This is a genomic window from Serratia bockelmannii (assembly GCF_008011855.1).
Classification (GTDB): domain Bacteria; phylum Pseudomonadota; class Gammaproteobacteria; order Enterobacterales; family Enterobacteriaceae; genus Serratia; species Serratia bockelmannii.
In genome coordinates this window covers 1480350-1501816 of the sequence record NZ_VOUX01000033.1, presented here as the reverse complement: position 1 = coordinate 1501816, position 21467 = coordinate 1480350, and the positions used below count along the sequence as shown (strand labels likewise).

General features: G+C 59.4%; 21 protein-coding genes. 14 read left to right on the top strand and 7 right to left on the bottom strand.

The genetic code is table 11. The features are described from left to right. Positions 1 to 127 precede the first annotated feature (127 nt). A complete protein-coding gene (locus FOT55_RS23635) occupies positions 128 to 406 on the top strand; it encodes a winged helix-turn-helix domain-containing protein (RefSeq protein WP_004941750.1) in 279 nt (92 codons plus the stop codon). A gap of 32 nt (positions 407 to 438) precedes the next feature. On the opposite strand, the gene FOT55_RS23630 is transcribed toward FOT55_RS23635, so the two are convergent. After that, entirely contained in the window at positions 439 to 1071 is a 633-nt protein-coding gene (locus FOT55_RS23630) for a response regulator (RefSeq protein WP_025303816.1), read from the bottom strand. 161 nt (positions 1072 to 1232) lie between these two features. Further along, complete coding sequence (gene narQ, locus FOT55_RS23625) at positions 1233 to 2909, bottom strand: nitrate/nitrite two-component system sensor histidine kinase NarQ (RefSeq protein WP_025303815.1); 1677 nt, start codon at positions 2907 to 2909, stop codon at positions 1233 to 1235. Between the two features lie 369 nt (positions 2910 to 3278). Between narQ and nudK the strand changes: the two genes are divergently transcribed. Beyond that, a complete protein-coding gene (gene nudK, locus FOT55_RS23620; protein WP_033643990.1) occupies positions 3279 to 3854 on the top strand; it encodes a GDP-mannose pyrophosphatase NudK in 576 nt (191 codons plus the stop codon). 50 nt (positions 3855 to 3904) lie between these two features. Here nudK and tkt read toward each other — a convergent pair whose 3' ends face one another. The 3 genes from tkt to rpiB form a co-directional block, all read right to left on the bottom strand. Further along, the gene (gene tkt, locus FOT55_RS23615) at positions 3905 to 5899 is read right to left on the bottom strand and encodes a transketolase (RefSeq protein ID WP_047729883.1); all 1995 of its coding nucleotides are present in this window, start codon (positions 5897 to 5899) and stop codon (positions 3905 to 3907) included. Positions 5900 to 5917: 18 nt separating this feature from the next. Then, entirely contained in the window at positions 5918 to 6868 is a 951-nt protein-coding gene (gene tal / locus FOT55_RS23610) for a transaldolase (RefSeq protein ID WP_016926754.1), read from the bottom strand. A 193-nt stretch (positions 6869 to 7061) separates the two neighbouring features. Then, a complete protein-coding gene (gene rpiB, locus FOT55_RS23605) occupies positions 7062 to 7520 on the bottom strand; it encodes a ribose 5-phosphate isomerase B (RefSeq protein WP_025303812.1) in 459 nt (152 codons plus the stop codon). Positions 7521 to 7838: 318 nt separating this feature from the next. Between rpiB and FOT55_RS23600 the strand changes: the two genes are divergently transcribed. The 6 genes from FOT55_RS23600 (at position 7839) to FOT55_RS23575 (ending at position 13841) form a co-directional block, all read left to right on the top strand. Beyond that, positions 7839 to 8951, top strand: a complete 1113-nt coding sequence (locus FOT55_RS23600; protein WP_025303811.1) for an MDR/zinc-dependent alcohol dehydrogenase-like family protein — start codon at positions 7839 to 7841, stop codon at positions 8949 to 8951. A 66-nt stretch (positions 8952 to 9017) separates the two neighbouring features. Then, positions 9018 to 10286 carry an MFS transporter gene (locus tag FOT55_RS23595; RefSeq protein ID WP_025303810.1) on the top strand — a complete coding sequence of 423 codons (1269 nt, stop codon included), beginning with the start codon at positions 9018 to 9020 and terminating at the stop codon, positions 10284 to 10286. A gap of 35 nt (positions 10287 to 10321) precedes the next feature. Beyond that, positions 10322 to 11092 carry an SDR family oxidoreductase gene (locus FOT55_RS23590; RefSeq protein ID WP_025303809.1) on the top strand — a complete coding sequence of 257 codons (771 nt, stop codon included), beginning with the start codon at positions 10322 to 10324 and terminating at the stop codon, positions 11090 to 11092. A gap of 29 nt (positions 11093 to 11121) precedes the next feature. Next, a complete protein-coding gene (locus FOT55_RS23585) occupies positions 11122 to 12123 on the top strand; it encodes a dihydroxyacetone kinase subunit DhaK (RefSeq protein ID WP_147824104.1) in 1002 nt (333 codons plus the stop codon). A 3-nt stretch (positions 12124 to 12126) separates the two neighbouring features. Next, positions 12127 to 12783 (top strand): dihydroxyacetone kinase subunit DhaL, encoded by a 657-nt coding sequence (gene dhaL, locus FOT55_RS23580; protein WP_025303808.1) that lies wholly within the window; start codon positions 12127 to 12129, stop codon positions 12781 to 12783. Between the two features lie 95 nt (positions 12784 to 12878). Then, complete coding sequence (locus FOT55_RS23575; protein WP_147824103.1) at positions 12879 to 13841, top strand: sugar-binding transcriptional regulator; 963 nt, start codon at positions 12879 to 12881, stop codon at positions 13839 to 13841. Between the two features lie 66 nt (positions 13842 to 13907). Here FOT55_RS23575 and cbp21 read toward each other — a convergent pair whose 3' ends face one another. Beyond that, positions 13908 to 14501: a chitin-binding protein/chitosanase CBP21 gene (gene cbp21, locus FOT55_RS23570; RefSeq protein WP_004936574.1), complete on the bottom strand. Its 594-nt coding sequence runs from the start codon at positions 14499 to 14501 to the stop codon at positions 13908 to 13910. Between the two features lie 404 nt (positions 14502 to 14905). Between cbp21 and FOT55_RS23565 the strand changes: the two genes are divergently transcribed. Beyond that, positions 14906 to 15847 (top strand): LysR family transcriptional regulator, encoded by a 942-nt coding sequence (locus FOT55_RS23565; RefSeq protein WP_025303805.1) that lies wholly within the window; start codon positions 14906 to 14908, stop codon positions 15845 to 15847. An 85-nt stretch (positions 15848 to 15932) separates the two neighbouring features. On the opposite strand, the gene chiB is transcribed toward FOT55_RS23565, so the two are convergent. Further along, on the bottom strand, positions 15933 to 17432 hold the full coding sequence (gene chiB, locus FOT55_RS23560; protein WP_147824102.1) for a chitinase ChiB: 1500 nt from the start codon (positions 17430 to 17432) through the stop codon (positions 15933 to 15935). A gap of 293 nt (positions 17433 to 17725) precedes the next feature. On the opposite strand from chiB, the gene FOT55_RS23555 reads away from it, so the two are divergent. From FOT55_RS23555 to maeB, 5 genes are all read left to right on the top strand, one after another. Further along, positions 17726 to 18052, top strand: coding sequence for a phage holin, lambda family (locus FOT55_RS23555; RefSeq protein ID WP_033643982.1), 327 nt, complete (start codon positions 17726 to 17728; stop codon positions 18050 to 18052). Between the two features lie 10 nt (positions 18053 to 18062). Continuing rightward, complete coding sequence (gene chiX / locus FOT55_RS23550; RefSeq protein WP_462362594.1) at positions 18063 to 18443, top strand: L-Ala D-Glu endopeptidase ChiX; 381 nt, start codon at positions 18063 to 18065, stop codon at positions 18441 to 18443. Then, positions 18440 to 18820: a DUF2570 family protein gene (locus FOT55_RS23545; RefSeq protein WP_147824101.1), complete on the top strand. Its 381-nt coding sequence runs from the start codon at positions 18440 to 18442 to the stop codon at positions 18818 to 18820. The genes chiX and FOT55_RS23545 overlap by 4 nt, the downstream gene beginning before the upstream one ends. Next, on the top strand, positions 18801 to 18974 hold the full coding sequence (gene lysC / locus FOT55_RS25510; RefSeq protein ID WP_180547555.1) for an Rz1-like lysis system protein LysC: 174 nt from the start codon (positions 18801 to 18803) through the stop codon (positions 18972 to 18974). Before FOT55_RS23545 ends, lysC begins: the two co-directional genes overlap by 20 nt. A gap of 212 nt (positions 18975 to 19186) precedes the next feature. Continuing rightward, complete coding sequence (maeB, locus tag FOT55_RS23540) at positions 19187 to 21466, top strand: NADP-dependent oxaloacetate-decarboxylating malate dehydrogenase (protein ID WP_016926766.1); 2280 nt, start codon at positions 19187 to 19189, stop codon at positions 21464 to 21466. The last annotated feature ends 1 nt before the right edge of the window (position 21467 follow it).

The following is a 21467-nucleotide window of genomic DNA, read 5'->3' as shown; positions in this document are numbered from 1 at the left end:
GTGGATCACCGACGCCGATAATTGTACGCTATTAAGACATTTTTATTACTATCAAAGGCCTTGCGCATGTCTTCGCCGCAGGCAACCGAAAGTAAAAACTGGACTCACCTTACAGCAGGAGCTTGGCATGGGAATTAACCCGGTATTTGCCCGTCGGCTTTATTTATGCTGGCTGATCAGCCACAGTGAGCGGCCCAATGTGCCGCGGTTGATGGCGCTGACCGGTTGGCCGCGCCGCACGTTGCAGGATGTGCTGAAGGCGCTGCCCGGCATGGGCGTCGAGCTGCAGTTCGTGCAGCAGGGCGTGCGCAACAACGACGGTTTCTATCAGTTGGAAAGCTGGGGGCCGTTCAACAAGAGCTGGGTGCATCAGCACCATCAGGCGCTGCTCAGCGCCATCGAGTAAGCGGCCCCGGCGTATTGGCCGGGGCGGGGCGATCAGTGGCTTTTGTACTCCAGGTACATCACCGTCGCCGCCACGCGAGAACGCACGTCCAGCTTGCGCAGTATATTGCGGATGTGCACCTTCACGGTTTCTTCAGAGATATGCAGCTGCGCCGCCACCTGTTTGTTGGACAGGCCGCGCGCCACCTCTTGCAAGACGTCCAGTTCGCGTTCGGTCAAGGCGGCGAAGGGATCGCGTTGCTCGCCGCGCGCCAGCAAATAGTCGGCCATGGCGTCGCTGATCACGTTCTGCCCTTCGGCGGCGGCGCTGATGTGTTCCAGCAGCTGTTCCGGTTCACTGTCTTTCAGCAGATAGCCGTCGGCGCCGGCGTCGATCAGCGCATACAGATCGCTGCGCGCGTCGGAGACCGTCAGCACGATGATGCGCGCGTCCACGCCTTCGTCGCGCAGGGCCCGCAGCGTATCCAGCCCGGACATGCCCTTCATGTTCAGATCCAACAAGATCACGTCCGGCGCGTGCTGCAGTGCCAGCGCAACCGCCTCGCTGCCGTTGCCGGCCTCCGCTACCACGCCAAATCGCGCATCCAGTCCCAGCAGCTGTTTGATGCCGCGCCGCATCAACGGATGATCGTCAACGATCATGACTCGGTATTGCTTCATCACCATGAAATATGCTCCCTGTAGCAAGTAAAGCCACTCAAACGCGCCCGGAGGCGTGCTTCACAGTGGGACTGTCTCTTCAAAAATAGCGGCATTCTGCACCGCAAACCTCTCTGGGCAGCCTTCTGCCCGGCGGCAACCGTAACGCCGAGTGAACAGCCGCAAGGTCAGGGCGAGAATGTCAGGCAGACCGCCGTGCCGCCGCCGCCTCTGCGCCGGATGCGCAGCGTTCCTCCCAGTCGCGCCGCGCGTTCGCTCATGATGGTCAAGCCGTAATGCCCTTCCGGTTCTTCCAGACTGGCGATGCCGCAACCGTCGTCGGTAATGCTGAATACGTTGTCGCCTGCGGCATTGACCTCGCAACACACCGCGATCTCGTTCGCTCCGGCGTGCTTGACGGCATTGAGTACCGCTTCGCGCACGATCTGCAGCGCGTGCACCTGCTGTTGGGCGTTGAGCGCCTGCGAGGGCAGCCGACAGTGTAACTGAATCCGCGCGGGGGTTAGCGCCTTTAATGGCTGCAACAGTTGCTCCAGCGCGGCATTCAGATCCGCCTCCTGAATGTTGAGGCGGAAGGTGGCCAGTAATTCTCTCAGCTGGCGATAGGCATCGGCCAGCGTGCGATCGAAATCATCGATAATCGTCTGCGCCGCCGGATCGTCGGCGGCGCGCCGGAGCAGCGTCAGCTGGATGCGCAGGAACGACAGCGTCTGCGCCAGCGAATCGTGCAGCTCGCGGGCGATGGTCCCACGCTCTTCCATCAGCAACAGATATTGGTGCTGCTTTTGCGCGCGGTTGAAGTAGACGCCGCGGCCCAACATATTGGCCAGGCTCTGCATCAGGTGAGGATGCGGCGGCTGCGCCTCGGGCTGCCAACGCAATTCGCCCAGCAGTTTATCGCCTTGAGTGATCGACAGCGCGCTCCAGGCTTGCGCCGGCGCCGGTTCTCCTTCGTTCAGTTGCCACTGGCCATGGTCGTCCGCCACGTTCAACCGGATGCAGCGCAGTCGTTCACTTTGGCGCACGATGCGCAGCACATTTTCAAACGCCTGCTGATCGATCTGGCGCACGCTCAGCGCCTGCGAGCAGCGATACAGCACCTCCAGCGTTTCGTTGGCCTGCTGCAGGCGCTGGGTCTTTTCCTGCACTTTCAGCTCCAGCGACTGATAGAGCCGGGCCAGCTCGTCCGACATGGCGCTGAAGGTTTGCGACAGCACGCCGAGTTCGTTCGGCAGCGCCACGTCCAGCTGCGGGTGGCGAAAGTCGCGCTGTTGCACGCGCTGGCTGGCGTCGACCAGATGCTGCAGCGGCGTGACCACCTGGCGGCGCATAAAACGGATGCAGAACAGCACCAGACCGATGATGGCGGCGTAGCCCAGTACGCTGATGGCGGCCACCAGGGTGAGTTTCAACTCTGAATAACGCTGTAGAGCGGAAACGAAATGATCGACGCGGTTGACGTAGCCGGCAACCTCTGCCCGGTAGGCGGCCGCCTGCCCGTCGCGGATCTGCTGCTCCATCGTTTGCCATGTTCGTTGCAACGCCAGATAGTGGTTGCGTACCTCGGCCGGGACGTAAAAACGCGCCAGCTTTTGCAGCGCGGGTGCCTGCAAAGATTGCCGGTATTGCTGCAGGTGCAGCTCCAGCTCCGGGTTCTGCCGGTCGAGGTCAAAGGCCAAGCGGTAGCTTTGCATGCGCAGCGAACCGGCGATGTTGATCGCCTCGGCATCGCTCTGGCTGCCGGCGACGGTCGTCAACGCCAACCCGGTGGCGAGCACCGACAGGATCACGATGCCGAACAGCGCTCTGGCCAGGCTGCCGGTCACGGAACGTTTAACAAGCAATCACGGAATCCTTTTCTCTCAGGTGAGGCGCTTCGCCAGTTTCATTCGAAAGCAAAACTATAACTTTTGCAACTAAATTGCACCGCGATTTGTATCAAGTTGTCAACAAAACGGGAACAATTGTCGTTGTGTAATCAAATGAATAGCGAAATGCCCACCGATTTTCAGCCGCGGCCCGGTTTCCACTGATGATTTGCCTTTGCGGATGCGATTCGTCCTGACTCGTCTGTCAGAGTCTGCGTCTGCCCACGATGTATTTTAAATCCTGGTTTACCCGGAGAGACGATGTGATTTTTGTTGCAAATCGTCTGCCGCGGCGCGGCCTAATCGCGGTATGATCTTCACGTTGTCACGCAAGGGAAAAGGGTTATGTCGTCGAAAATTGAGAATGTGAAGAAAGAGCTGCTGTCGGACAACTGGTATGTGCTGCACAAGTACACGTTCGATCTGAAACGCAAAAACGGCGGTTCGGTGCAACAGGTGCGCGAGGTCTACGATCGTGGCAACGGCGCTACCATTTTGCTGTACAACCGCGCCAAGGGCACGGTGGTGCTGACCAATCAGTTCCGCATGCCGACCTACGTCAACGGCAACGAGAGCGGCATGCTGCTCGAGGCCTGCGCCGGCCTGCTGGACGCCGACTCTCCGGAGCAATGCGCGCGCCGCGAAGCGGTGGAGGAGACCGGTTTTCAGGTCAGCGAGGTGAAGAAAATCTTCGAAGCCTACATGTCGCCGGGCGGCGTGACTGAAATCGTGCACTTCTTTATCGCCGAATACCATGATGATGAGCGGCGCGCGGCCGGCGGCGGCATTGAAGATGAAGATATTGAGGTGATCGAATTGCCGTTTCGCGACGCGGTGGCGATGATCGCCGACGGCCGGATTAAAGACGGCAAGACCATCATGCTGCTGCAGTATTTGCAGATTCATCGGGTGATGGAATAAAAAAAGCCGGTCATGATGACCGGCTTTTTTATCGGCTTGCGCCAGGCCGCTTACTTCAGCAGCGCCTGCGCCTTCGCCACCACGTTGTCCACGGTGAAGCCGAACTCGGCGAACAGCTGCTCCGCCGGCGCCGACTCACCAAAGGTGGTCATGCCCACGATGGCGCCGTTCAGGCCCACGTACTTGTACCAGTAGTCCGCGATACCCGCTTCCACCGCCACGCGCGCCGTTACCGCCGCCGGCAGCACCGACTCGCGGTACGCCGCATCCTGCTTGTCGAACGCGTCGGTCGACGGCATCGACACCACGCGCACCTTGCGGCCCGCTGCGGTCAGCTTGTCCGCCGCTTCCACCGTGATACCCACTTCGGAGCCGGTGGCAATCAGGATGACGTCCGGCGTGCCCGCGCAGTCTTTCAGCACGTAGCCGCCGCGGTACACGTTCGCCAGCTGCTCTGCGCTGCGCGGCTGCTGGGTCAGGTTCTGGCGCGAGAACACCAGGGTGGTCGGGCCGTCGTTGCGCTCGATACCGTACTGCCACGCCACCGCCGATTCCACCTGGTCACACGGGCGCCAGGTGCTCATGTTCGGGGTCACGCGCAGGCTCGCCAGCTGCTCCACCGGCTGGTGGGTCGGGCCGTCTTCGCCCAGACCGATGGAGTCGTGGGTGTAGACGAACACGTTGCGCAGCTTCATCAGTGCCGCCATGCGCACCGCGTTGCGGGCGTATTCCACGAACATCAGGAAGGTCGCCGAGTACGGCAGGAAGCCGCCGTGCAGCGCGATGCCGTTGGTGATGGCGGTCATGCCGAACTCGCGCACGCCGTAATGAATGTAGTTGCCCGCCGGGTCAACGTTCAGCGCTTTCGAGCCGGACCACATGGTCAGGTTGCTCGGCGCCAGGTCGGCAGAGCCGCCCAGGAACTCCGGCAGCACCTTGCCGAACGCTTCCAGCGCGTTCTGCGACGCCTTGCGGCTGGCGATGTTGGCCGGGTTGGCCTGCAGTTTTTCCACGAACGCCTTGGCGTCGGCTTTCCAGTCGGCCGGCAGCTCGCCGTTCATGCGGCGCTTGAACTCGGCAGCCTGCTCCGGGAAGGCCTTGGCGTAGGCGGCGAACTTGTCGTTCCAGGCCGCTTCTTTGGCCTGACCGGCTTCTTTGGCGTCCCACTGGGCGTAGATGTCCTGCGGGATTTCAAAGGCGGCGTATTTCCAGCCCAGCGCTTCGCGGGTGGCGGCCACTTCGGCGGCGCCCAGCGCGGCGCCGTGCACGTCATGGGTGCCGGCCTTGTTCGGTGAACCGAAGCCGATAACGGTCTTGCACATCAGCAGCGACGGCTTGTCGGTCACCTTGCGGGCTTCTTCAATCGCGGCCTTGATGGCGTCCGGGTTGTGGCCGTCGACGTTGCGCACCACGTGCCAGCCGTAGGCTTCGAAACGCAGGGCGGTGTCGTCGGTGAACCAGCCGTCGACGTGGCCGTCGATGGAGATGCCGTTGTCATCGTAGAAGGCGGTCAGCTTGCCGAGCTTGAGGGTACCGGCCAGGGAGCAGACTTCGTGCGAGATGCCTTCCATCATGCAGCCGTCGCCCATGAAGGCGTAGGTGTGGTGGTCAACGATGTCGTGGCCCGGGCGGTTGAACTGCGCCGCCAGGGTGCGTTCGGCGATGGCGAAGCCGACGGCGTTGGCGATGCCCTGGCCCAGCGGGCCGGTGGTGGTCTCAACGCCTGGGGTGTAGCCGTACTCCGGGTGCCCCGGGGTTTTGGAGTGCAGCTGACGGAAGTTCTCCAGCTCGCGCATCGGCAGGTCGTAGCCGGTGAGGTGCAGGAGGCTGTAAATCAACATGGAGCCGTGGCCGTTGGAGAGCACGAAACGGTCGCGGTCAGCCCAGTGCGGGTTAGTCGGGTTGTGGTTGAGGTAGTCACGCCACAGGACTTCGGCGATGTCCGCCATGCCCATAGGGGCCCCCGGGTGGCCGGAATTTGCTTTTTGTACGGCGTCCATGCTGAGTGCGCGGATGGCGTTGGCAAGCTCTTTACGAGAAGACATAACGAAACTCCAGTGCGGTTACAGTTGAGCGGCCAACATGTCTTCCAGCTTCTGCTGGTCGACGGCGAACAGGCGGATGCCTTCGGCGAGTTTTTCTACCGCCATGGCGTCCTGATTGTGCAGCCAGCGGAATTCCGCTTCGGCCAGCGGAGCGGGTTGGTGGAAGCCCTCGGTCGACGGGGTCAGCTTGCGCTCGACCGGCTGTTCGCTGTTTTTCAGCTGCTCCAGCAGGTTCGGCGCGATGGTCAGGCGATCGCAGCCGGCCAGCGCCAGGATCTGCTCAACTTTGCGGAAGCTGGCGCCCATGATCACCGTCTGGTAACGATGACGCTTGTAGTATTCATAGATGGTGCGCACCGATTTCACGCCCGGATCCTGATCGGCGTCATAGTCGGCGGCAGGCTGTTTGGCCTGGTACCAGTCATAGATGCGGCCGACGAACGGCGAGATCAGATACACGCCGGCTTCGGCGCAGGCGCGGGCCTGTGCGAAGGAGAACAGCAGCGTCAGGTTGGTGTTGATGCCTTCTTTTTCCAGCTCTTCGGCGGCTTTGATGCCTTCCCAGGTGGAAGCCAGCTTGATCAGGATGCGCGATTTGTCGATGCCCTGTTCCTGATACATGCCGATCAGTTTGCGCGCTTTGGCGACGCACATGCCGCGGTCGAACGACAGGCGGGCGTCCACTTCGGTGGAGATGCGGCCTGGCACGCTTTTGAGGATCTCGACGCCGATGTTGACCGCCAGTTTATCGCTGGCGTTGATCAGCTGGGTTTCCTTGCTGCCGCCCTGGCGGCGGGCATACTCCAGCGCTTCGGTGATCAGCGCTTTGTACTGCGGCAGCGCGGCGGCTTTCAGGATCAGCGAAGGGTTGGTGGTGGCGTCCTGGGGTTCGAACTGGCGGATGGATTCGATATCGCCGCTGTCGGCGACCACCGTGGTCAGCTGCTTGAGTGCGTCTAATTGATTCATTGATAAGCTCCTTGACCAAGCTCAACGTAGGGAAATGAGAACCTTTTTCATCATAGGGGGAACACACTGCATCATCGGGTCGAGAATGAAAATGCGCTTTTTCTGATTGTTGCGATGGATAATAACAATGAATGCCGAGTAAACCCAGGCGGAGCGCGGCTTATGCACGACCGCCATCATGGCTGCAGGCGATTTAACGCCGTCCGACCGCGTTTTCGTAATAGCCGATTCGCTCGACTTTCGGCGCCGAACCTCCCCCTTCAAACTCCGACTCCAGCCAGGCATCGACGATGGTTTTCGCCAGTTCGGCGCCGATGACCCGCGCGCCCAGCGTGATGATCTGCGCATCATTGCTTTTGCGCGCCCGTTGGGCGGAGTAGGTATCGTGACATTGCGCCGCGCGAATGCCGGGCACTTTATTGGCCACGATGCTCATACCGATGCCGGTGCCGCACAGCAGGATGCCCCGCCGATGTTTTTCCTCCCGTATCGCCTGTGCGACGCGATAGGCGATATCGGGATAGATCCCCGTTTCTGCGGTGCGATCCGTCGTGTAGTCAATGACGGGAATGTCCCGTTGTTGCAGGTGGGCGACGATCAGATCCTTCAGTTCAATGGCGGCATCGTCGGCGCCGATGGCGATAGGCAGCATAGCGGTCTCCTGATTGGTAACGAAAAGGGCGGCGATCCTCGATGGCGCCACGTTCATTACCGTATCTCTGTTTAATCAAATGTTCAATCTGTGTTCTTTTGTTTTTTCGTCGTGTTTTCTGTTTGCGCCTGTAAAAGGTGACTTTCGTCACTAAAAAAGAGGTTTTAATCGTTATTCATCCTCATGTAGACGGGTTTTTGAGCGATATCACACTTTGATAAGTTCACTGTGGGCAAATTGAACGCGTGGCGTTAGTGTTCATTTGTTCTTTGTGTGTGTTAATGATCAAAATAAGTTCCCCTACCAGAGGAGAGTGCTATGTGTCAGACCTGCATGACAGAGGCGAAAATGGCGGCCGGTATCCCCGAGATCATGAAGGCGGTTGTGGCGTACGCCCCGAAAGATTACCGCCTGGAACAGGTGCCGGTACCGAAGATTGGCCCGAAAGAGATCCTGGTGAAGATCGAGGCCTGCGGCATCTGCGCCGGCGATGTTAAAGCGTTCGAAGGGGCGCCCAGCTTCTGGGGCGATGAAAAACAACCGGCATACATCAAGGCGCCGATGATCCCCGGGCATGAATTTATCGGCCACGTGGTGGGATACGGCGAAGGCGTCGAGGGCTTCAATCTCGGCGATCGCGTGATATCAGAACAAATCGTTCCCTGCTGGCAATGCCGCTTCTGCAACCGCGGTCAGTATTGGATGTGCGAAAAGCATGACCTGTACGGTTTCCAGAAAAACGTCAATGGCGGCATGGCCGAGTACATGAAGTTCACCAAAGAGGCGATTAACTATCACGTGCCGGCCGACCTGCCGATCGAAAAAGCCATTCTGATCGAACCCTATGCTTGCTCCTTCCATGCGGTGCAACGCGCCAATATCAAACTGGGCGATGTCGTGGTGCTGGCCGGCGCCGGCACCCTGGGGCTGGGCATGATCGGGGCGATCAAAAAGTCCGGGCCCTCGAAGCTGGTGGTGCTGGATCTGTCCGACGAGCGTCTGGCGCTGGCGAAGCGCTTCGGCGCGGATGTGACGCTGAACCCGACCCGTGACGACGTGCCCGCGGCGGTTAAAGCGATGACCGACGGCTACGGCTGCGACATCTACATAGAGGCGACCGGCGCCCAAAAGTCCGTGGAACAGGGCCTGACGTTGATCCGCAAACTCGGCACCTTCGTCGAATTTTCCGTGTTCAAGGATCCGGTGACCGTCGACTGGAGCATCATCAGCGACCGCAAGGAGCTGGACGTGCTCGGTTCGCACCTCGGCCCTTACTGCTACCCGCTGGTGATCGAAGGCATCGCCAATGGCGATCTGCCGACCGAAGGCGTGGTGACGCATACGCTGCCGCTGGAACAGTTCGCCGAGGGCTTCGAGCTGATGAAGCGCGGCATCGGTTCAATCAAAGTGGTGCTTAATCCAAACCTCTGAAACCTGCATCGTTCTTCGGGTGCGGGCGAGCCTGCGCCTCCATAATCACATGTGCTGGGGTGTTCTATGTTGCATGGACTGATTCATCGCATTGGTCTGTCACCGAAACTGCTGCTGGGCTATGCCGGCGTGTTGGTGTTCATGATGGGCGAAGGGCTGGAACAAGGATGGCTGTCGCCTTATTTGATTGGCAAAGGGCTGAGCATTCAGGAATCGGCGCTGCTGTTCAGCGTTTATGGCTTTGCGGCCGCGATCGCCGCCTGGTTTTCCGGCGTGCTGGCGGAAATCTTTACCGCCCGGCGGGTGATGTTGGCCGGCCTGCTGCTGTTCTTGTTCGGTTCGGTGTGCTTTTTGACGTTTGGCCTGCCGAGCAACAACCTGGCGATCATGGTGCCGACCTATGCGCTGCGCGGCTTGGGCTATCCGCTATTTGCCTACGGTTTTCTGGTGTGGGTGGCGTATGAGGCGCCGCCGGAAAGGCTGGGGTCGGCGGTGGGGATTTTCTGGTTCGTCTACAGCGGCGGGCTCAGCGTGCTGGGCGTGCTGTATTCCAGCATCATGCTGCCTTATCTCGGCGAGATCCACACGCTGTGGAGCGCGCTGATTTTCGTCGTGCTGGGCGCGGTGATTGCGCTGATGCTCAATCGCGACGACGGCGCGGCACAGAGCGGCAACCGGGAAAAAGCGTCGCTGGGTTACGTCTTGAAAGGCATCACCATCGCGTTTGAAAACCCGAAGATCGGCCTGGGCGGCATCGTGCGCACCATTAATACCTCTGCGGCTTACGGCTTCGTCGTATTCATGCCCATGTACATGATGGATATGGGGTTCACCCGCACGCATTGGCTGCAGATGTACGCCGCGCTGTGGACGGTCAACATCATTTTCAACCTGATTTTCGGCGTGATCAGCGACGGTCTCGGCTGGCGCAATGTGGTGATGTGGTTCGGCTGCGTCGGCTGCGCCTTGACCACGCTGATGTTCTACTACGTGCCGCAATTCTTTGGCGCCAACTACCTGCTGACCGTTTGTGCCGCCGGTTTGTTCGGCGCCTGCCTGGCGGCGTTCGTGCCGCTGTCGGCCATCATGCCGTCGCTGGCGCCGGACAATAAGGGCGCGGCGATGTCGATTCTCAATCTGGGCGCCGGCCTGAGCACCTTTGTCGGCCCGGCGGTGGTGGGGCTGTTTATCGGCAGTCTCGGCACCGTTGGCGTGATCTGGATCTTTACCGGCTTGTACCTGTTCAGCGGCGTGCTGATGAAATTTGTCACGCTGCCGAAGGAAAGCGCGACGGCGTCGGAAGAACGCGGCGCGAGTTTGGCGAAAATATCCTGACCGAGGGTGAAGTTCACAGTTTTAAGGGGAAATATATGATTAATCATCAAACTACGGCGCCGCGCGAGCTCTCGCTGCAGGGCAAGGTGGCGCTGATTACCGGCGGCGCTGCGGGGATCGGCCTCGCTATCGCCGAACGCTATCTGCAAAACGGCGCGTGCGTGGCGCTGCTCGATCGGGCGCCACAGGTTGCGGAAGTGGCGCGACAGCTGGACGCCGAGGCGGCGTTGGGCGTCGTGGCCGACGTCACCGATGCCGCGTCGGTGGAGCGGGCGGTGGCGCAGATTGAGGCGCATTTCGGGCGGCTGGACGTGCTGGTCAACAGCGCCGGCATCGTCGCGCTGCATCCTGCTGAGGAACTGCCGGAAACGGCGTGGGATGCAACCCTGGCGGTCAATCTGAAAGGCGTGTTTCTTACCTGCCAGGCGGTAGGGCGCCGTTTCATTAGTCAGCGCGGCGGCAGCATCATCAATCTCGCCTCGCAGGCGGGGGTGGTGGCATTGCCGAATCACCTGGCCTATTGCGCCAGCAAAGCGGGCGTGATCGGGTTGACTCAGGTGCTGGCGCTGGAGTGGGGGCCGCACAACGTGCGGGTCAACGCCATTTCACCCACCGTCGTTTTGACGGAGCTGGGCCGTAAGGCCTGGTCTGGCGAGGTGGCTGAGCAGATGAAGCAGAAAATCCCGCTGCGGCGCTTTGCTGAGCCGCAAGATATCGCCGCCAGCGCCCTGTTTTTGGCCGGCGACGCGGCGGCGATGATCACCGGCGCCAACCTGGTGGTCGACGGCGGTTACACCATTCAATAATTTCTTATTCAGGCGACAGAGAGGCCGCGATGAACAGAATCATTAACGATCCCGATCACGTAGTGGAAGACGCCATTCAGGGCTATAGGCTGGCCCACCCAGACTATTACGCCGCCACCGACAATGCGCGGGTGTTGAAATATCCGCCGGCGCCGATCGCCGGCAAAGTCGGCATCGTCACCGGCGGCGGTTCCGGCCATGAGCCGGCGTTCCTGGGCTATGTCGGCAAAAACATGCTGGATGCCGTCGCGATTGGCGAGATTTTTTCATCCCCTACGGCGGGGGCTTTTCTCGACGCTTTCAAGGCGGCGGACAGCGGTGCGGGCGTCGCTTGCCTGTACGGCAACTACGCCGGCGACAACATGAACGTCAAGATGGCGATCAAGAAGGCCACGGCGGCCGGCATACGGGTGAAAACCGTGGTGGCCAACGATGACGTCGCCTCGGCGCCGGCCAGTGAGATCGATAAACGGCGCGGCGTGGCCGGCGAAATTCTGATGTGGAAGGTCGGCGCGGCGGCGGCGGCCAAGGGATACGATCTGGACGGCGTGATCGGCGCGGCGCAAAAAGCCATCGACCGGTGTCGTTCGATCGGCGTCGGCCTCAGTTCCTGCACCATTCCCGCGGTCGGCAAACCCAATTTTCATATCGAAGACGGCAAGATGGAGATCGGCATTGGCCATCACGGCGAACCGGGCATTGAGGTGTCGCCGATCCAGTCGGCGTCGGCGATGGCCGGCACCATGCTCGATTTCGTGCTCAACGACATGCCGCTGGAACAGGGGCAGGAGGTGGCGTTGCTGATCTCCGGGCTTGGCGCCACGCCGGTGATGGAGCTGTATATCTATTATGCCGAAATAGAACGCCGATTGATGGCGAAAGGCGTGCAGGTGCATCGGCGCTACGTCGGCAATTACTTCACGTCGCTGGAAATGATGGGCGTGACGCTGACGCTGATGACGCTGGATGACGAACTGAAAACGCTGCTGGACATGCCGGCGCAATCTTTAGGCTTAACCCAGGTGGAGTGAATCATGACGGAACAAATTTCAACCCGGTACGGCAGTGAGATCGTTACGGGGCTGATAGACACCATTGTCAGCAACCGCGAATACCTGAGCGAAATAGACGGTGCCATCGGCGACGGTGACCACGGCATTAACATGTCGAAGGGATTCGCGATGTGCGGCGATGCCATTCGCGGCCGCACGCTCACGCTGGCTCAGGCGTTCGATGCGGTTTCCGATGCGCTGATGGAGGGCATCGGCGGTTCGATGGGGCCGTTGTACGGCAGCCTGTTCATGGGCATGGCGGAGAGCGTGCGCGAGCGCAGCGTGCTGGATAAGCAGGCATTTTTGGCGATGTTGCACGGCGGATTGCGCGAACTGCAGGACATCAGCAGCGCGGGCGTGGGGGACAAGTGTCTGATGGATACGCTGATACCGGCGGTAGCGGCGTTTGAGCAGGCGGCGGGGCGCGGTGACGACTTCGCCGCTGCGCTGGAACAGATGAGGAGCGCCGCGGCGCGCGGGCGCGATTCCACGCGCGAGCTGGTGGCGAAAATCGGCCGCGCCAGCCGTCTGGGCGAGCGTTCGCGCGGCGTATTGGATGCCGGCGCGGTATCTTGCTGTCTGCTCTTGACCCGATTGGCGGACGAGGTGGAGCAACGACTGAATACCGTTGCCGCCTGATCGCGTTATACTAGCGGGCATTCAGCATTGTCGGAGGGGCGTGTATCGTCCCTCCGCCATGATTAACCGGCCTGCCGTGGGGAAACGTCTAACGGATGGAAAAACAAACTGTGTCCCAGGATAGCGAACTGCTGACCGAAATCGCCGTTGCTTATTATCAGGATGAGATCACGCAGGAAGAGATCGCCAAAAAATTCGGCATTTCACGGATCAAAGTCGGTCGTTTGCTCAAGCGCGCCAAGGAAGAAGGCATCGTCGAGATCAACGTGCGTTATCACCCGGTATTCAGCACCCGGCTGGAACAGCAGATGATGGAACGTTTTCCCATCAGCCGCGCGCTGATCGCGCTCGACCATCAGGACGAAGAGGAACAGCGTCGGCAAGTGGCGGCGCTGGTGTCCAACTATCTGGCGATGTCGCTGAAAGACGATATGGTGTTGGCGGTTGGCCAGGGACGCAACGTGGCGGCGATTGCCGATCACGTCGGCAACGTGACGGAGCGCAACTGCAAGTTCATCTGCGGCATCGGCGGTACTCACCGTCCGGGCGATGCGATCAATGCCGACCATATCAGCCGGCGCTTGGCGAAGAAGTTCGGCGGCAGCAGCGAGACGCTTTACGCGCCGGCCTACGTCGAAAATCGCGCGCTGAAAGACGCCTTCATGCAGAACGGCACGATTAAGGAAACCCTGGATCGCGCGCGTAAGGCCGATGTGGCGTTAGTCGGCATTGGCGACATGAATGAAAACAGCTATATGGTGAAATTGGGATGGTTCACGCCGCACGAGATTATCGACGCCAGCCTTAATCAGGGCGTGATCGGCGACATCGCCGGCTATGACTTTTTCAATGCCCAGGGGCAGCATGTCGACACGGTAATGAATGACAGAGTGATCGGGCTAAGCATCGATGAGCTGCGCAAAATCCCTTGTGTGATCGCCATTGCTTCCGAGAATACCAAGGCGTTGGCGATTTTGGGCGCTTTGCGTACCGGTGCCATCGACATTATCGCCACCAGCGCGCTCAATGTGCGCACTATCCTCAACATGTCGCAATAGCGGCACCTGCAAAAATAAAGGGTTCAGCGCCAGGCTGAACCCTCAACGATCTCCTCATTTGACCGATTATTTGCTCAGGTTGACGTCGATCGCCTGATAGAAGGCGTTGGCGGTGTCGGCTATGTCCCACACGGCAAGGATCACGTGCGAACCGCTGCGATCTGCCGGTATGTTGCACTGGTGGGTGACCTGCGCGGCAGGGATGGCACCGCCGTCGTTGAACTGGCAGAACGGCGTCAGGTCAAAGGAAGCGCGGGTCAGCGGCTGCGAAGCGTCCCAGTTCGGCTTGGTGATGAAATAGCGCCAGCTGGTGGTGCTGTGACGCGCGGTCAGCTTCCAGGTAAAGGAGTTCGGGCCGGTTTTCAGGTTGAGCTTGTTCCAGCGCGTCGGCGTTTGCTGATCCAGTTCGAAGAAGGTGGACTTGTCGGCGCTGGCGATGTGGCCGTCAGCCGGACCGGCCTGCGGGAAGCCTTTCAGGCCTTCGACGCTCTGCGGTTCGTACTGCACGCTGCCGCACTGCGTGTTGAGCTGCAGTTTGCACTGGTAGGCGCGGCTGGCTGGCGACTCGACATAACCGTGAGCATTCGCCTGTTGCGAAACGCCGAACATGGCCGCGCTCAGCAGGCCCAGAGAGAGCAGGGTACGGGAAGTTTTGTTCATAAGTCACTCCTGACTGAAATAATGTTGTAAGTTGAGCGTATTTCACCGACAAAATGAGAGAGTAATAACGCAATTGGAAATAACCCTTCTTGTCGGCTTGTTTTATTTTTATCATTCTGGTCATGCGATAGAGCGGAATGTTTTAACGGCTATTAACGAAAATTATTATGATGACGATCTTTGATCGTTAGGCTGAATTTATTTAACTGTCGCTGTGTAAAAGTAGGGCGCTATGATGAATTTTATATCAGGTCGTGATGAATAGTATTTAAGATAGCGCTCTCATTTATGAAGTATATTGCTTGTTGCTATGAGTACCCTTGTTCGATTTGATCGATTTTTGTGCGCCACCACCTTGGGAATTTAGTGTCATTTTTCTTATTTTATTTTAAAGAGGAATTTGTATGACTAGATTATCCCTGGACGCGATTAAAATAATCAGCACCATCAAGAGCACCGGATCTTTCTCTATGGCGGCGGAGGCACTGCATAAAACGCCTTCGGCGATTTCTTATCGGGTTTCCAATATTGAAAGCAAACTCTGCGTGAAACTTTTTCATCGCAATGGCCCCATGATTACCCTGACGGATGAAGGGGAGTTTCTCCTGCAGGAGGGCAGCTGGATATTAAATGCGGTGCAGGATCTGGAAAGCCGGGTGCGCAACATCCCCAAGCTGGACAATAATATCCGCTTGGCGGTAGACACCTTCTTCCCGTTGGAAACCCTGACGCAGGATATCCGCGACTATATTCAGCATTGCCCGAACGCCAGTATCTCGGTGCAGCGGGAAGCGTTGAACGGTACCTGGGATGCGCTGAAGAACAACCGGGCGGATCTGATCATCGCCATCGGCCAAATTCCCGACAGCGTACAGGCCAAAACCCTGATGCTCGGCAAGCTCAACTTTGTGCTATGCGTGTCGCCTTCGCACCCGTTCGCGGCGCAGAGAAAACCGGTGTGCAAGAAACAGCGGTTGAACGACATCGTGGTGGTGATCGCCGACAGCAGCCACGAGCTGCCCAAGCGCAATCACGGCACGCTGCCCTTGCAGCGTCAGTTGGTGGTATGCGACGTGGAAAGCAACCTGGCGCTGCTCAAACGCGGCATCGGCCACGCTTTTCTGCCGCCTGCTTTGATCGAAAAGGAATTGGCCAGCGGCGAACTGGTGACGGTGCCGGTGGAAATGCAAAAGGGCGACGAAATGATTTGGCTGGCGTGGCACCCGGCCAGCAAGGGCGCCGGGTTTAACTGGTGGCATGAGCGGCTGACGCGCAAAAGCGATGTCTACAGCCTGATGGGCCGCGAAGTGGTACGGGATGGCGGCTATCCGTGGTGCCACAACTGATGGAATAGAGACGAAGGGACGCGAAAATCAAACGGTTAACTCAATGAAAACCCCGCAGCATTCGGCTACGGGGTTTTTTTACGGCTTACGCCACGCGGCCCACCTTCAGCCAGGCGCTGTCTGAGCCCGGCGCCGAGGTGATGTAACCCCACTTGGTCTGCCAGACGTAACCCTGATAGGACACCAGTGCCCCCTGCGCGTAAGTGGTGCCCGGCACGTAGGCCGGCGCGGTCATGATCGGCAGGTTGCCGGGGCCGACGCCGGTGTAGCGCAGCCCGGTGCCCATATCCAGCTGGCTGTCGTCGTAGTCCGCGGCGTTGAAATAGCGATCCAGTGCGGCCAGCAGATCGCCATTGCGGTTGTCTTGCCCCAGATGCCAGAACATCACGCCGCCCAGCTGCTGCTGCTTGATGTACTTCGCTTTGTATTTGAAGCTTTCGGCATCGTCATAGGTGACGAACAGCCCTTTTTGCGCATGGTACAGGTAGGGGGTTTTGGTCTTGTCGTTCCACAACCGCTGATAGCCGTAGTTGCCCAGCAGCATCTGCTCCAGCTGGCGATAGGAAGCGATGCGCGGATCCTTGTCGCGCACGCACTCTTCGCAGCCCACCAGCCAGTAATCGGTGTTCGGATACGGATCCTCACCCGGCGTGCTGTGGCTGCTGTACTGGCCGCCGTTACTGCCGCTGACGCCCTTGAAGGCGCGGCCGTAGAAGGGGACGCCCATCACGATTTTGGCGCTCGGCACGCCTTCCATCATCAGGTGTTGCTGCACCGCGGCGTCGACCGTCAGGCTGAACGGGCTGGGGAAGGCGCGGGTCAGCTCTTCCCAGCTCCAGCCCAGATTGGCTTCGCGCAGCGCGTTGTAGAAGGTCGGCCCGGCCGCGTCGCCGAACAGCGCCGCCTGGTGGTTGGTGATCTTCTCCCAGGGGCCGGCCAGATCGTAGGTCATCAGGTTGATGTAATCGAGCGGCGCGACGATCTGCGCCAGCTTGCTGTAATAGCGCGACAGGAAGAAAGCGCCGCCGGCACCGGCGATGGTCAATTGATACGGCAGCGTCTGGCGGCCGTCGGCGACGGTTTGCTGGTTCAGCAGGGTGCGGATCTCCTGCAGCGCGGCAATGAAACCGTCCACTTCTGAGGCTTGCGGATACTCCCAGTCGATGTCCACGCCGTCGAAGCCGTAATCCTTCATGATGCGCACGCAGGATTGGGCAAACTTGGTGCGCGACGCCGGGGTCTTCACCGCGTTGACGTAGTTGGCGTGCGACACGCCCAAATCGTTGGAGTAGTACCAGCCGCCGATGGAGAACATGATGCGCAGGCTGGGGTTGTGCGCTTTGAGCGCGGTCAGACGGTTGACCACATCGCGCGCCTTGGCGTCGTTGGTGGCCGGATCCCAGGCGCATTCCAGATTGCTGTTGATATCCAGGAACGAGAAGTTGATGTGCGTCAGCTGTTTGGCTTTGGCCGGCGTGATGTTGGAAACCGGGAACGGCACGACAGACGTATCGGTCTCGGTGTAATTATTGATTTGGTTGGTCGGAATAAAATAATACCCAATAACGGCTTTGCGTGTGGACATGGTATTTCTCCAGGGTGGCTGTTTTTATGTTGGGGAACTATTTCCCGCAGACATTAATGTTTATTTTTCGTGAAAACGAAAGTCGAAATAAATCACGATAACAGTGAATTTTTATTCACTGCCGCATAAATTGGCGATAATGAGTTGTGTCAGCGCTCAGCATGAATGAATTCGACCATAGGGCCTGTATTTATTCATTTGCTTTGTAATAGCATCCTTAACTAGATTCTGATTATCCGATGTCCCACCGGCCGTGATTGGCATTTAATTAAAAATAAAAAAGGAGATGAGCTATGTCCAGCATAGAGCCTGACGCTGTTGGCTTAATAGTCCAGCGAGTATGTGAATATCTTCAGCCGGTATTGAACGCCATTTTGGCCGGCGTGATGGCGCTATTGCACGGTGCCTATCGCAACGTGGGTATTCGGCGCCGTTTATTGAATGCGGCGATGTGTGCGTTATTGGCCTGGACGGTGCGCGATGCGCTGGCGTTGATGGGCCTGGAATTAAATTGGGCGAATTTGGCCAGCGTACTGATTGGTTTTATGGGGGCGGATTACATCAACGCCTTAATTAAAAAATTCATCGGCAAAAAGACGGGGTTTAAAAATGTTAAATGACATCGAAGAGATTCGCTTTACCGCCCGCAGCGAAGATAACCTGCGCGGTGTGCACCCGGATCTGGTGCGCGTGATTCGTCTGGCGCTGCGTTATTCGCTGGTACCGTTTTCCGTCAGCGAGGGGCTGCGCAGCATGGCGCGCCAGCGGGAAATGGTGCGCGCCGGCAGCAGCCAAACGCTGCGCAGCCGCCACCTGACCGGCCACGCGGTGGACGTGGTGGCGATGCCGGCGGGCGTGGTCTCCTGGGAGTGGGATTACTACGCGCAGATCGCGGTGGCGGTGCGGCGCGCGGCGCGTGAATGCGGCATCAACGTCGAATGGGGCGGCGAATGGAAAACCCTCAAGGATGGCCCGCACTTCCAACTGCCGTTCCGGGACTACCCGGCATGAGCGGTTGGCTGCAAAAACTGATGCAGGGCGGCTTGCTGCTGTTGTTGCTGGCGGCAATCTGCCTGGGTGGCTATAGCTCGCTGCTGTCGCACCAGTTGGCGTCTGCGCGGCAACAGGCGGCAGAGCTGCAGAAAAGCCTGGCGCAGCAGGCCGGACTAATCGCCACCCTGCAGACTCAGGATGCGCAAAACCGTGCGCTGATGGCGGCGCAGCAGCGGCAGGAACAGCAGCTGCGCCAACAACACGAGGCTTATCAGAGGAAATACCGTGAAGCGATTAAAAACGATCCCTGCGCTGCTCAGCCTCTGCCTGGCGCTGTGCTTGAGCTCCTGCGCCCGGCCACCGCCGCAGCAGGTCGTGCCGCTGTTGCCCCCTGAGTCGGTGTTTGCGCCCTGTGAGCAACCGCAGCTGCAAGGGGAGACCTGGGGCGATGCGGTAAGCTATACCCTGGCGTTACAAACCTCGTTACACATTTGCGCCGGTCAGGTAGAGACGCTCAACGCCTGGCGCGCCACGCTGCCGCCATACTGATGGCGGCGCTTCTCCGACTCGTCTTGCGATCCTTTTTTTACTTTTAAAACGGTCTTTCGGCCAAGGTTATGGTCCGCTTCAAAGTTTGTGATGTTTCTCTCACTATACTTCAAGGCTGTGCCCTGTCATTGTACTTGGGCGCCATGGCCCACGGCAGGGCGCAGCCTCAAAGCCTTACCTCAACATAAAAGCAAAAAACAAAGGAATCCATAATGGACGAACAGCTCAAACAGAGTGCCCTTGATTTCCATCAGTTTCCTGTCCCAGGGAAGATCCAGGTTTCCCCTACCAAACCGTTGGCGACCCAGCGCGATCTGGCGCTGGCCTATTCGCCGGGCGTCGCCGCGCCTTGCCTCGAGATCGCCGAAGATCCGCTGGCGGCCTACAAATACACCGCACGCGGCAACCTGGTGGCGGTGATTTCCAACGGTACGGCGGTACTGGGTCTGGGCAATATCGGCGCGTTGGCCGGTAAGCCGGTGATGGAAGGCAAGGGCGTTTTGTTCAAGAAGTTTTCCGGTATCGACGTGTTTGATATCGAAGTGGATGAGCATAACCCTGACAAATTAATCGACATTATCGCCGCGCTGGAACCGACCTTCGGCGGCATCAACCTGGAAGACATCAAGGCGCCGGAGTGTTTCTACATCGAACAGAAACTGCGTGAGCGCATGAAGATCCCGGTGTTCCACGACGACCAGCACGGCACGGCGATCATCACCACTGCGGCGGTGCTCAACGGCCTGCGCGTGGTGAAGAAGAACATCTCCGACGTACGGCTGGTGGTGTCCGGCGCCGGTGCGGCCTCTATCGCCTGTCTGAACCTGCTGGTGGCGCTGGGGCTGCGTCAACAGAACATCACCGTCTGCGATTCCAAAGGCGTCATCTATAAAGGCCGCGACGCCAACATGGAGCAGACCAAAGCCGCCTATGCCATCGAGGATAACGGCCAGCGCACGCTGGGCGACGCCATCCCGAACGCCGACATCTTCCTCGGCTGCTCCGGCCCGGGCGTCCTGACGCAGGATATGGTGAAAACCATGGCGCGCGATCCGCTGATCATGGCGCTGGCCAACCCGGAACCGGAAATTCTGCCGCCGCTGGCCAAAGCGGTGCGCCCGGACGCCATCATCTGTACCGGCCGTTCCGACTACCCGAACCAGGTGAACAACGTCCTGTGCTTCCCGTTCATTTTCCGCGGCGCGCTGGACGTGGGCGCCACCACTATCAACGAAGAGATGAAACTGGCCTGCGTGCATGCCATCGCCGATCTGGCGCTGGCGGAGCAGAGCGACGTGGTGGCTTCCGCCTATGATGACCAGGATCTCTCCTTCGGCCCGGAATACATCATTCCGAAACCGTTCGATCCGCGCCTGATCGTCAAGATCGCGCCGGCGGTGGCCAAGGCGGCGATGGATTCCGGCGTGGCGACGCGCCCGATCGAAGACTTCGACGCCTACGTCGAGAAGCTGGCGGAGTTCGTCTACAAAACCAACCTGTTCATGAAGCCGATCTTCTCGCAGGCGCGCAAAGAGGTGAAGCGGGTGGTGCTGGCGGAAGGCGAGGAAGAGCGCGTGCTGCACGCCACGCAAGAGCTGGTGTCGCAGGGGCTGGCTTTCCCGATCCTGGTCGGCCGCCCGAGCGTGATCGAGATGCGCCTGAAAAAGCTGGGTCTGCAGCTGACGCCGGGTAAAGATTTCGAAGTGGTGAACAACGAGTCGGACCCGCGCTTCAACGAATACTGGGGCGAGTACTACCAGATCATGAAACGCCGCGGCGTTTCGCAGGAACAGGCGCGCCGCGCGGTGATCGGCAACCCGACGCTGATCGCCGCCATCATGCTGCACCGCGGCGAAGCGGATGCGATGATCTGCGGCACCATCGGCAGCTACCACGAGCATTACGACGTGGTGAAGAACGTGTTCGGCTTCCGTGAAGGCGCGCACGTCGCCGGCGCGATGAACGCGCTGCTGCTGCCGAGCGGCAACACTTTCATCGCCGACACCTACGTCAACGACGATCCAACGCCGGAACAGCTGGCGGAGATCACCCTGATGGCGGCGGAAACCGTGCGCCGCTTCGGCATCGAACCTAAGGTGGCGCTGCTGTCTCACTCCAGCTTCGGTTCGTCTGATTGCCCGGCGGCGCGCAAGATGCGTAAAACGTTGGAGCTGGTGAATGAGCTGGCGCCGGAGCTGGAGATCGACGGCGAAATGCACGGCGACGCCGCGCTGGTGGAAAGCATCCGTCACGATTTGATGCCGGACAGCCCGCTGAAAGGCTCAGCCAACCTGCTGATCATGCCGAACATGGAAGCGGCGCGCATCAGCTACAACCTGCTGCGCGTCTCCTGCTCGGAAGGGGTGACCGTCGGGCCGGTGCTGATGGGGGTCGCCAAGCCGGTGCACATCCTGACGCCGATCGCCTCGGTGCGCCGCATCGTCAACATGGTGGCGCTGGCGGTAGTGGAAGCCCAGACCGAACCACTGTAAG